We start from the raw sequence: 12,302 nt of genomic DNA on the forward strand, positions 1-12,302 counted from the left end.
GTTTTAACTGCAATCTGAGAGCGGTATTACGAAAGGTTACGATGGGGACGGGGGAAAGGTTACAGGGGATAGGGAACAGTAAATAATCTGTACTCTATTCCCTATTCCTTACTCCCTACTCCTTAATCAACCGCTACACTGCCGAGGTAGTTACCTACTGGCAAAGATGGAAAGCGGTTGTAAGGTACAACATCTTCACCGAAGTAGCGGTTATATTCTGGACTTTCGACTATTGCTTCTACAGCAGCTGACAAACCACTATCGGCTAGCAGCTTGTTATACTGGCCAATTTCTTCCTGAGTTGCGGGTGTACGCCCCAACAGATGACGGAAGAGGAACTCAATGACCTTGGTATGAGGATAAGGTGATAAGAAGCGCTGGCGATAGATTTGAGAACTAGCTAGTTCACGAACAAACTCCCGCACGGAAATTTCACCATTTTGGAGTTTGTTATCTAGGTCAATGCGACGGAAATTGTCAGGCACTTCACCGCTAAATACATCCAATACTTGACGATAAATGGCATTGATTGCCTGTTGTTTTTCGCTTTGGTTGGTGTTTTCTGTTAGACGGTAAATACGTGCATGTTTACGCACACCCATATCCGTGGATTGTCCGCTAGCATCGTTGTAGGAACGACCCAGTTCAGCAAAAGATGGCTGACCATTTGTTTGCGTTGCTATATCTGCGATCGCCTGTACCAAAAGCGGTGTATCGTTACTAACTCCGACACGGGCTTGTACTGGTTTAAAGCTTGGTACAACTACGTCATCGTTTTGCTTGGTCAGCTGGTTGTACAGTTTCTCTGTATTCGGGAAGTTTGCCGCTGGCAGGGTCGGGAAGCGACGGTAAGGCACTGTATCTTCACCAAACACTTGGTTATATTCCACACTATCTACCAAAGCACCAATAAAGGCACGAATACCTTGAGTAGCCAAAATCTGGTTATACTTGCGGATTTCTGCTTGGTCTAGTGGCGCACGTCCCAAGAAGTGTTTGGTTCCCAACTCAATCACTTTGGTGTTGGGGTAAGGTGTGTAGAACTCTTTCAGGTAGAGGTTAGAGTAACCCAAACCTTCAATAAATTCCTTCACGCTAATTTCGCCATTCCCCAACTTGCTTTCCCATTTGCTAAATTCGTTTTTGGCGATGTAGGGTGCAATATCCCGCTCAAATATCTGACGATACGCAGCGCTGATCAAAGTTTTTATTGCAACCTTGTCAGTAGTATTCGCCACCAATTTGAAGATTTTGGTCTGTTCCCGTTGCTTGCTGACACCTTGGTTAATGCGGAACTGAATATCTGGTTCTGACCGATTTTGTGTTACTGTACCCAATGTTACAAAGCTCGGTGTTACTTCCTTCTGGATTGTTGCCGCAATGTCATCACGAATGCTACCAACGCGCAATTGTCGTCCTGCTACACCACCAGGAGTCAGATACCGTTCGTAAGGAATTGTATCTTCACCAAAGGCTTCGCTGTATTCTACGCTGTTAATAATGGCATCAACTACCGCGTAAAAGCCCTGTTTAGCAGCGATATCAAAGTACTTGTTGATTTCTTGACGACCATAAGTTGGACGACCCAACAAGCGGCGGTGAATATACTCGATCGCTTTACAAACATACAGCGATGACCAGTACAGGCTGCGGAATACATCTGACTTAGCTAAAGCACGGATAAATTCCCGCACTGAAATGTCACCGTTTTCCAGCTTGATTTCTAATACCTTCGGGCGCTGACCTTCGTAGACATCGCGACCGAAAACTTGCAGGTAAGCAGCTCTAATCACTGCTTGCGTGGAGCTTTCGGAGTATCTGATACTAGAACTTTTGGGAGCCTTTTTACCTCTAGTACCAGGCAGTTGGTCTAATTTGAACACCTTGGGACCAAGAGTACCAGGAGCTTCACCCCGCGCTTTGGGATTACTATTTTGGTTATTAATCCCTGCTCCTTGGTGAATCAGGATGCGTTTGGTATCCTTGCTAAAAGGAGCCGGACTGGTACTGGGGTTGCGAGTTTCTTTCGGGAAAATCGCCCCAAACTGAATTTCCAAGGGGTCGTTACCAGAACCGTAGGGATGTTGATCTGGTAGCGGTTGCTCGTAAGCTGCAAATGTGGTGATGAACTGAGGTATCTTGCGGAAAGGCGCGCTGTAGTTAAACAGGTCTTGCTGTGGCCCCCAGTTGCGACATTCTTGTGCTTCTTGACCAAGACCCCGCAGGTAGGGTACTGTTTCTTCGCCAAAATAGTCGCCGTATTCAGCAGAATCTACTAAGGCATCTACTAAGGCTGGTAGACCACCATTAGAAATAATCGAGAAGTATTTTTGTACTTCTTCTCGGCTACTTGGCCCCCGTCCTAGAATGTGACGGAAAGCTAGTTCGATGACTCGGCTGTTAATAAAAGGCTGATAAAACTGTTTTTGGTAAAGAGGAGATTTAGCTAGACGACGGACAAACTCTTTCATAGAGATGTCGCCATTCTTAACCTTGGATTCCAGGTCAGATATGGACAAGCTATAAGCACGGCTAATATCGCGCTCAAAGATTTGTCGATAGGCCGCTTTTACTACCTCATTTTTTTCGCTACTTGATAACCCAGTCTTCATCACAAACTTGGGACGCCGTTCTGCCGCGTTAAAGTAAATTTGCGGCAATTCTAACCCTTGCTGGTCAATAGAAGGGCGTTGGCGCAGTTTATTTGAGGGTGTGGCTGCTTTGAATTCTGTTAACAAAACATCCATGTACTGAGACACAATTTCTCTACCCTCAGCATCATTGCGGAAAAATGAAAGTGCCCCAGCTTTGATTTCCTGCAAAGCTACTAGCGTTGCTTCACCAGAGCAGGCATTTTCAATGATTTCCCGCAAACCCCTTGTATTCACCGCGATGATGTTGGGGTCGCCAGCAATGATCGCATAAGTAGCGTAGCGCAAGAACCAGGATAAATCCCGCAAGCTCTTGGCCATGTTGCTCGGGCCATAACGAGCAATGTTAATTGGTCTGAAACCTGGAGGTGTCGGACCGCTGGGGGATGAGTTAAATATTGAGCGTAAATTTTCTAGGAACCCACCACGACTTTCAACGTAGGTTACAGTTCCCAGTTGCATCCCTTGTTGAGCATTAGCACCAGCAACAGCACTAACAGGTACTATTTCTACTTCTCTGGGCTTTTCTAAAAAAGCCATTGGCGAACCACCAACAAAAATCCGGTTGGCAGCTCGAGACACAATAATCTCGGCATTGTCCGCCAACGTCTGAGAAATTTCTAGACGCTTTGCACCAGACGCAAAATAGCTTGCCAGTTCATCTAGTTCACCATTTCCCAAGAAGCGGTCTTGCTGCTCCGCTTGGGTAATTGTGGATACAGTTAGGGTTTGATATAGTTGCGGACGCGCAACCGAGCTTCCACCACTCGCCTTAACACTCATCGGATTTGTAAAACTCCCATCATAAGCGTTTATATGTTAAGTCTGGATTGTTTTGAGGCTTGACACATCGCTGTGTCTATGCTTTATAAGCTTGAGAGTATTGCCTGCAAAATTGCCAGTAAATTAACCCAGTTAGCTTTTAGATTAAAACGTTTTGCGTTCTCAAGGCGGGTTTATTAAGAAGTGTGTAGAACCTGTATCTTAAATGTCTCCAGTCTTAAAAGTGCATACTCCAGTTTGCTTGAGATCAAGTCTAAGTTTTGTAACTGAGTAGTAGGTCGAGAACTGTCTAGCTATTTCTTTTTTATTTAAACGCATAGGCGTTTCGCCTTCCTGCCGGGTAGGAGCGCAGAGGCACGCAGAGAATTTACTACTAATTAATAAAATTTTGTACTTAGTTGATGGACAGTGGTCATTAGCCGATACTAAGTTATTTTGGCTACTTACAAAATCATATTCATAACTAACACCACACAGAAAGTAATTCTGAATATGTGGTGGTTTAATCTGTAAATAGTCAGTATTTATATATAGGGGAAATACTATGCACAAAAGTTGTAAATTTAACTATCTATTCAATGCTACTCTATCTGCGATCGCAGTTATTTTGGCTGTTACTCCTGCAAATGCGCTTCCAGAGCAAAACATCAATACCGTTGTGAAGTGGGCAAAGACTAGACCTCAATTACCAACTCTGAGATACAACAGCGAAGCCCACGGCTATGACGGTACAAAGGGAAATTTATACTTTTATGCTGATGTCACTTCTGAAAATGGGACAGTGACTAAAGAAGGCATAACTGTTAGTGGTGATAAACGCCTCAAATTCACCACAAAAAATGCCAATGCAGTCAAACTGTTACAAAATATTTATAATTTTAATATTGCCAATGACTTCCAGAAGTCCCGCTATATCACCAAAGTTGGACGTGACCAGTTTTATCGTGGGCAAAAGTTTGCTTACATCGCTGCTGAGGTGCAAGGTGGGTCATCATTGCAGATGATTCCTTTAAATAAGTTGCAGTTTATAAATAATGCAAAATATTGTCAAACCAATCAGTGCGACGTTTAATTAATTGTGTTTTCTGGAATTTACATAAGCATTTTCAGTAAACAAAGGCACGCATTCACTTATGTTGTAAGCGGCAGACAGTTCAACATCTGACTCAAAACCTTTTTCAATCAACTCTTTACCCGAACTACATTTTTTTAAGTATCCCAATAAGTCTTGCTGAAAAGCCTGAAATGTTGTCACAGCGACTTCGGCTTCTGGTGATAAACTGCCATTTAAATAACTGAGAATTGCCCCTGCACCAATCAAATCTTCAAATGCAGGGCGGAGGCTACCATCTTCTTTCCACCTCTCACCGGCAGGAATCACAGCGATTTTATCACCACAGTTTTGAGCAAACTGCGCTACAGCTTGGCAATTTCGTAAGCAACCAGCCAAAGTTGGTGTATTCCCTGTATGTAAAGTCAGAAAAGAACCATTAGGTGAAGGTAAAACTAGTCTAGTTCCAGTAGGAATCTGAGTCACCGATTTTGGTGAGAGGGAATATCCAGTTGTAGTCCAACGTTGTCTATGACTTGCTAACTCTGCTTGTACTGATTTGGCATAATTTATAACAGATTCATCTCTCATTGCGTAGGGAAAAATTATCGCGCCGTTGTTAGTGGCAATTTCTACGCAAGTAGAAAAAGAGAGAACGTCAACTATCACAACTACATCACTGATGGGAGCTAGTTGAGCAACTCCTTGTGACCCCCATTCACAGCGTAAATTAAACTCTGATTGGTTGTAAATCATTGGAGCGATCGCAAAAGATAATATTATAAAAATAAAACCATAGATAAGTAAGGCAGTGTAAATAATTAAACGTTTAGCATACCAATTTGAGAGCTTCAGCCTCTCTTTGAGACGCTACGGTAACACTACGAACTAAAGGTTAGCAGTTATAATCAATATAAAACTTCTAGGTTCAAAATATTATGAATTTAACTGTAAAAACTTATCCTAACAATAGTGTACCCAAGTTAACTTATGATGTGCTGATTGAAAATCAACAAGATGGCGAAGTTAGTGCGACAGTGATAGGCTTGCCAAATTTTAAAGGTTTTGGTGTGACTAAAGAAGAAGCAATAGAGAAACTAATTCAACTTTTACAAGAGCGAAAACCAGAAATAGTGACTTTGGAAATTGAACGTCCCCAAACCGAACATCCTTGGATGAAATTTACAGGAATGCACAAATATAACCCTCTTTTTGCTGAGGTGCTGGAATACATAGAAGCTGAACGGAGTCAAATTGATTTGCAAAATGAGACAAAGTAACAGGACTTATATCATGTCCGGCAAATCACCCATAATATAAATAGAGATAGATGAAATAGTGCGATCGCAATGCCAAAAGTCATAAAAATTGAGTCACATCTAAGTGTGAAAGAGTTAGAGACAGGTTATCGTCAAGGCAAAGAACCAGTATTGCGAACGCATTACCAAATAATTTGGCTGTTAGCGAAAGGGATGAGTACACAAGAAGTAGCAGCAGTCACAGGCTATAGCCGGAGTTGGATTTATGAGTTGGTGTGGGGTTACAACCGCAGCAAAGTTGAAACGTTGGGAGATCAAAGGCTATTAAATCAAGGAAGTAGTAAACCACTTTTAGACGATATACAGCAAGCATTATTATGGCAGGCATTACAAGAGCCTCCTTCAGTTGGAGGACAATGGAATGGTAGAAAAGTTGCTGACTGGATTGCTGATTTAATTGGTCATCCTGTAAGCCACCAAGAGTAGGGGAATATCTTAAGCAAATGCGTTTTCGTTTAAGAGTTCCGCGACCAGAACATACAGAATCGAGCCTTGAGGAACAGGCACAGTGGAAAAAAAATCTACAGACCAAAGTCGAACAAATACAAACACAAAACCCAGAATCCGACGTAGAGGTATGGGCGCAGGATGAACACCGGGTCGGTTTGAAGCCACTCATCCGACGTATTTGGGTAGATGAATGGACAGTACCGACAGCAAATGTGAATTGGCGTTTTAAGTGGTTATGGCTTTATGGTTTTGTTCATCCACACTCAGGTCAAACATATTGGTGGATAATACCTTACGTTAACATTCAACTATTTAATAAAGTACTTGCAGATTTTGCTCAACACTTTGGCATTGGTGAGAAAAAACAGGTAGTTTTAGTTATTGACCAAGCAGGCTGGCATTCCAGCACCAAAGTCAAGATTCCACAAGGTATACACTTGTAGTTTTTGCCTTCTCACTCTCCAGAATTATAGCCTGCAGAACGTTTGTGGACGCTCACAAATGAACCGATTGCTAATCGGAGTTTTGAAAGTCAAGGGCGTGGTTGAGGAAATTTTAATTCAACGTTGTCGTCAAATTATTGACCAACCTGATTTTGTACATGGTTTAACCCATTTTCACTGGTGGCCAGAACTTGCAGCTTAATTATGGGTAATTTACCGGACATGATATTACGCAAGTGTCACAAGCAATGGCGCGGTGTAACCGCGCCGCGCACCAAAGAACTAGGCGATAAACATGGGAATAGCCGTACGTTTTAGTTGCTGAACTAAATAATTTGATAACAATCCATACTTAATTTGATAGATTGTTTAACCAGTTTTATAAGCTAAATCTTTCAGCCTAAGCCAGACTAAAATAGCGCAGGCAATATGATTTCTTTGAATACGACCCTTACGGCATTGACATGATTTAATACCAGTCAATTGCTTTAATTCTCTATGAACAGGACTCAACTTTCCATCGAACCTTACACACTTTTTGCACAACGTCCTTAGAATCTTGAGATAAATCGTTTTTGCGAATTCAATCCGTTCTGTCGGTCGAGACAGTCACCCGGAATAGTTTCACTTTTTTAGCAGATGGGAACTTTTTTATTTTAACTATTTTACCTGATTTCAACTCCAATTCATCCCAAGATAACAATTCAATTCTTTTATAGTCTTCTCGACCTTTCTCATGATTTGAAGAAGACTTCACACAGCTGATGACTTTTACTAATTTTAGCAAGCCCCCGTTGGCAAGCCCATCTTTGCTAGTACATATGTCTTGTATAAATGCGATCGCCCTGTGCCAGTTGCGTCCCTTATTCAATACATCTGTACTAAAAATTAGCGATTGCCTGTGCCAGTTGCGTAAGTCCTGTTAATGTAAATACTACAGGAATTTAAAAAGATACACCCAGAAAATAATAATGAGCTTGCTTGAGCGATGGTGCGTAGGCGTAGCCCGTCGTAGACATCGCCTACTCAAACCACTGCACGAGATAATAACAATACCTCGTTCGATTGTTGGCGATCAGTCAATGTCCTTTGATAACCTCTGCAAACTCCTGTCGGAAAAATATCCTGCTACCTTTGCCAGTTGGGTATTAGGAACACCACAAACAAGCGTGAAAGTCTTCAAAACCGAATTGAGCATTGAACCAATTCGCGCTGATTATGTCACATTCTTACAACTACAAGGACGCATTCTCCATCTGGAATTTCAAACCAAACTAGAATCTACGCCACCCCTACCCCTGCGGATGCTAGATTATTGGGTACGCTTGTATCGTTTGTATCGTCTACCGATAACACAAGTTGTCGTATTACTGCTTCCCCCTGCACCAGAAACAGTAATTGAAACTGCCTTTAGTGTTGAAACTACCCGTCATGAATATCGTGTGATTCGCTTATGGGAAGAAAATCCTGAACCATTCCTCAATGATCCAGCTTTGTTACCCTTCGGGTTCGGCAGTTTCGACTCGAGGGGAACCGCCAAGACTCGAACTGCCTCACCATTAGCACCACTAACAGCAACCACACAACCCCAAGCTTTATTGCAACAAGTTGTGGGCAAAGTTAATCAACTTGAGCCAAGACAACGAGCAGAAATTTCCGCTTACACCCAAATATTAGCGGGGTTAAAATACAAAAAAGATTTGATTAGACAACTGTTTCGGGAGGGTATGATGCGCGAGTCAGTAATTTATCAAGAAATTCTAAGAGAAGGCGAACAACGTGGCGAACAACGAGGAGAACAACGCGGACGGGAAGAAGGACGAAAAGCAGAAGGGCAATTACTCATTCTCCGTCAACTTACTCGACAGGTGGGAGAATTACCCCAAGAGATGCTAGACCGAATTGAAACTCTCTCCTTAGAACAATTAGAAAATCTCGGTGAAGCATTGTTGGATTTTCAGGCGATGCCTACGGCGGTAAACTACGCAGATTTAGAAGCCTGGTTTAGTACATTAGATATAGGAGTGAAAATGATGTAGGTAGAATTTAAGAATTCTGCCTACCAAGGATTTCGGGCAACGCATAATTAATTTCACTCCTATGTCTATTAGATGAATTTTTCCATTTGAGCCAATGTCTAATGGCGCTAGGGGAAAAAATAATTTTAGAAGAACGAAAGGAAGTTGAGCTTGTCAGATTGCCACATTAAAGCTCAATTAACTTGAAGCCCCAAGGTTTAAGAGCCGCTAGAGCTATTTCTGGATTTACACCTTCATAAACCTCCCATTCCAAGGGATGCTCTTTAGGATGTCCGTCACCAACATTACCTGCAACTTTAATTATTGGACAGTTTGCCAAGCGATCGCGCTCCAGCCCTTTTGGAACTACTAGTTGGATTTTGTGCCCGATAAACTTTGCTGTACTATCATTAGCTACAGATTCACGGATTAAACAAATATCACCAGCTGTGCCCCAAGTCGTTTGGTAGATATGGAGGAACGATATATAAGTTGCTGGTTTGATGGATTTTTTTAGAACGTGCATTATCTGTAATCCTTATACTATCAGTCAAAAATCATAAATCATACAAGTATTTTCTATCACGTTAGTAGGGAAGAATGTTCTTAACTCACATTTTGCATCTAGCCCAGGCGATTAGAAACCGCCTGGTGGAAGATGTATAGCAAAGTGCTGTTAGCGGTAGCGGGGCGTTTAGCCCGTGCTGAGCAAAGCCGGAGACTCCGAAGCTCCGGTCTGAGTAGAAACTCAGTATTATCAAAGGTTTCAGCAACCAACATAGTCCTAACCTATGCTTCGACTGCTATAATACTATTTCACTTTAAGGTTGATATCAAATAGGCAGCAGGAAAGCAGGGGGAAAGATTTAGAGACAAATCATTTGTATCAAGCGTTTCGTGAAATGGTGTGAAGCTCAAGAGACGATAATTGCCCACATACTAAGTCCTAAAGCGATCGCTGCTAGGTGTTGCAGCATGAGCGATCGCAGTGATTGCTTGGCAATCTTTTGCGTTAAGAATATAGTGATCAACACTGAGAAAATTATCGTTGTACCTTGCAAAAAGGCAATCACAGCAGGGTGAGCAACCAATATTGGCAATTGTTCGCCACTCAAACCAAGAGTAGCAAAGGTAACAGGTAAAATCCGCCCACCTTCGCTTAAGCCCAAACGTAGATAGTGAGCCAAGTTGCCCCCCAATACTAATGGTAGGTAGCCATAAGCGAGTTCTATAAATGATCGAGGCTTACGGTTAAAATTGAACATTTGGATCAAGCCATAAGCCGCGAAGGTAAGAGCCGCTGGAATAATTAACACTAGCAGCGATAATCCCAAGTGCTGCCAAAAATCAGTTAAATCTAGTTGCAGCCCCAACCAAGATTGCAACTCTGGCAAGCGATGTAGATAGATACCACCCAACAGCAAAAACAATAATGCTACTTCATAGCTGCGGGGTACATGAGTTGTCCACAGTTCAATACCAGGAGGACGCAAATTGAACTCAACGGAGCGATGGGGACAAGCTTTGAGGCAAGTCATGCACAGTACGCAATCTCGGTTATCTTCTAACTGAGCTGGGTGTGAGTATAAGGGACATCCATTCGTTTCCATCCCTTCGCCTTTTTGCGGCCCACCTTTATAACACTGATACGTGGTGCAACTGGCAGAACATATCCCTTGCTGTGCCCGGAGTTCCGTCATTGAGAGTTTGGCAAATAAACCATTCATCCCGCCGATGGGGCACAGATACCGACACCAAAACCGTCGTTCAAAAAGAGCCGAGAAAATCATCGCCCCAGCAGTAATTAACAGCAGCAAACAAGCGCTGAGATAAGCTGTATTTTCTAAATGCCAGAGTTCTTCCCATAAGAAAATTAGGGTAAATAAACCAAACAGGAACCATCCACCCCATTTTTCAGCTTGTTCTCTCGGCCAGCGCTTGAGTTTTCGAGGCCACAGCCATAAAGAGAGCTTTTGGGTAATTTCCCCGTAAATCATGAAGGGACAAACAGAACACCAGATACGTCCTAAAAAGGGAAAGAGAAATAAGAAGAAAGGCCACCACCAAGCCCAAAATAGATTTAAGACAAAATTGCGATCGCGGGTTTGCGGCCCAATAAATAATACTGCCACAATAATCGCAAAAGCCGTTGCAGTAAAACCATAATTAATGCGATCAGGCCACCAGTCACTACGTAAAAACCGCCGTAAACGAGGAGAGGCATTTAACAGATTCACCCGAAATCGTTTTTTCTTAGTTTCGGCTGGCCAGAAAATTTCTTCTGTTAATTCATTCGCACCCTCAGCTTGCACTATCGCTCTTTCTACCAGATTTTTCAATTCCCTGAGGTTGCCAGGAAAATCATAAGATTGGAGACGACGCAAAGCTTCTGGGGTAATGTGCGGTTTAGAAATACCTCTAGAGCGAGTGTAAAGATTGGTATAATATTCAACTTGTGTCTGAATATCAGTTTTCCGCACCCGTAGCGGTGGTACTTTAATAACGTGACCAACAGAACGTTCAACTGTCGGCTGAGTTTTTTCTGAAACAATCAGAATTCTGGCTTGACTGGGACGAGGTTGGGCGGCTGAATCTCCAGAACGACTGATGGGGGTATATGTACCAGTTTTGAGCAACTGCGTCACGGCAGGTAATAATTCTTCGGGCAATTCTTGGATGTTGTTGAGAACCAGAGTACCTTCTCCCAACCATTCCAACAATCCTGGTTTTCCGCCAGCGCGACCGAATAAATCTGCACCGCTCGTTTGGAGAATACCACAATTTACTTTAATAATTGGTTCTCGCCGTTTTGGAGAACCAAAGTGGATCAAGGCTGCAATATTGTCTTTTTCTAACCCTGGTTCTCCGAAAATATCCACTGATTTGCGGTCAGCAGCCGCTTCTCGAATTTGCTCCCGCAGCCGCACAGCATAGCGACTTGTACCAACAATTCCCCGTTGCGCCTTGGTGACTAAATATGGACGCAAGGCAATAGAACGTTCTTGTTCATAGCCAAGTGCAGATGTGGCCTGAGCTAATTCTTGAGCCAATTGGCGCGAAAAAGCCTGAGCAATTTCGGGGTATTGGTTGACTAATTCCCGAAATTTAGCAGCAGGCACAACCCACAAGTGACATTCGGTTACTGTAGTAATTGTGAATGGAGTTAATTCTTCCAACACTAATTCTTTGAGTTCAATCACTGCACCGGGGAGAAATCCACAAGCTAAAGCTGGGTTGCTTTGATTAGTGGTATTGCTTTCGAGTTGACCTTCTACAAGAATATAAAGGGCTTCTGGAGAATTGCCTTCACTAACTAAGTCAGTTTCAGCGGGCACAACTTGTTCTTCAATTACTTGAGCGATCGCATTTAACACTTCAGGTGAGAGTATTCCTAAACTCGTCCGTTCTTTTAGCCATATAACCGTTTCTGGAGATGTCATATTTAGTTCTCCCTGTAGGCTGCTGTATAACAAGAATTATCCCTGAAAGGGTATGTCATACCAATTCAAAATTCAAAATTCAAAATTCAAAATTAAGAATCTAGACAGGACAAGGTTTTGGAGATGTGTATCTGTCGCATTCTTTTT

6 protein-coding genes and 3 pseudogenes are annotated in these 12,302 nt (G+C 42.6%); 4 read left to right on the top strand and 5 right to left on the bottom strand.

Features of this window, described 5'->3' with window-relative positions; genetic code table 11:
- Positions 1-134: 134 nt before the first annotated feature.
- Positions 135-3,434, bottom strand: a pseudogene (locus tag V7K56_RS26520) (phycobilisome rod-core linker polypeptide); the annotation flags it as partial.
- Positions 3,435-3,978: 544 nt separating this feature from the next.
- On the opposite strand from V7K56_RS26520, the gene V7K56_RS26525 reads away from it, so the two are divergent.
- The gene (locus V7K56_RS26525; RefSeq protein WP_334915221.1) at positions 3,979-4,506 is read left to right on the top strand and encodes a hypothetical protein; all 528 of its coding nucleotides are present in this window, start codon (positions 3,979-3,981) and stop codon (positions 4,504-4,506) included.
- Here the strand turns inward: V7K56_RS26525 and V7K56_RS26530 are convergent, their stop codons facing one another.
- The gene (locus tag V7K56_RS26530) at positions 4,507-5,241 is read right to left on the bottom strand and encodes a 2-phosphosulfolactate phosphatase (RefSeq protein ID WP_334915223.1); all 735 of its coding nucleotides are present in this window, start codon (positions 5,239-5,241) and stop codon (positions 4,507-4,509) included.
- Positions 5,242-5,423: 182 nt separating this feature from the next.
- Between V7K56_RS26530 and V7K56_RS26535 the strand changes: the two genes are divergently transcribed.
- Both V7K56_RS26535 and V7K56_RS26540 read left to right on the top strand, forming a co-directional pair.
- Positions 5,424-5,765 (top strand): hypothetical protein, encoded by a 342-nt coding sequence (locus V7K56_RS26535; RefSeq protein ID WP_334915225.1) that lies wholly within the window; start codon positions 5,424-5,426, stop codon positions 5,763-5,765.
- Positions 5,766-5,834: 69 nt separating this feature from the next.
- A pseudogene (locus tag V7K56_RS26540) lies at positions 5,835-6,899 on the top strand (IS630 family transposase).
- An 80-nt stretch (positions 6,900-6,979) separates the two neighbouring features.
- On the opposite strand, the pseudogene V7K56_RS37255 reads toward V7K56_RS26540, so the two are convergent.
- Positions 6,980-7,427: pseudogene (locus tag V7K56_RS37255) on the bottom strand (transposase); the annotation flags it as partial.
- Between the two features lie 352 nt (positions 7,428-7,779).
- Between V7K56_RS37255 and V7K56_RS26545 the strand changes: the two are divergent.
- A complete protein-coding gene (locus tag V7K56_RS26545) occupies positions 7,780-8,736 on the top strand; it encodes an Rpn family recombination-promoting nuclease/putative transposase (RefSeq protein WP_334915512.1) in 957 nt (318 codons plus the stop codon).
- Between the two features lie 166 nt (positions 8,737-8,902).
- Here the strand turns inward: V7K56_RS26545 and V7K56_RS26550 are convergent, their stop codons facing one another.
- Positions 8,903-9,241 carry a hypothetical protein gene (locus V7K56_RS26550; protein WP_334915227.1) on the bottom strand — a complete coding sequence of 113 codons (339 nt, stop codon included), beginning with the start codon at positions 9,239-9,241 and terminating at the stop codon, positions 8,903-8,905.
- 388 nt (positions 9,242-9,629) lie between these two features.
- A complete protein-coding gene (locus tag V7K56_RS26555) occupies positions 9,630-12,155 on the bottom strand; it encodes a sigma 54-interacting transcriptional regulator (protein WP_334915229.1) in 2,526 nt (841 codons plus the stop codon).
- Positions 12,156-12,302 lie beyond the last annotated feature (147 nt).

This window comes from Nostoc sp. (assembly GCF_036917535.1).
Classification (GTDB): Bacteria; Cyanobacteriota; Cyanobacteriia; order Cyanobacteriales; family Nostocaceae; genus Nostoc.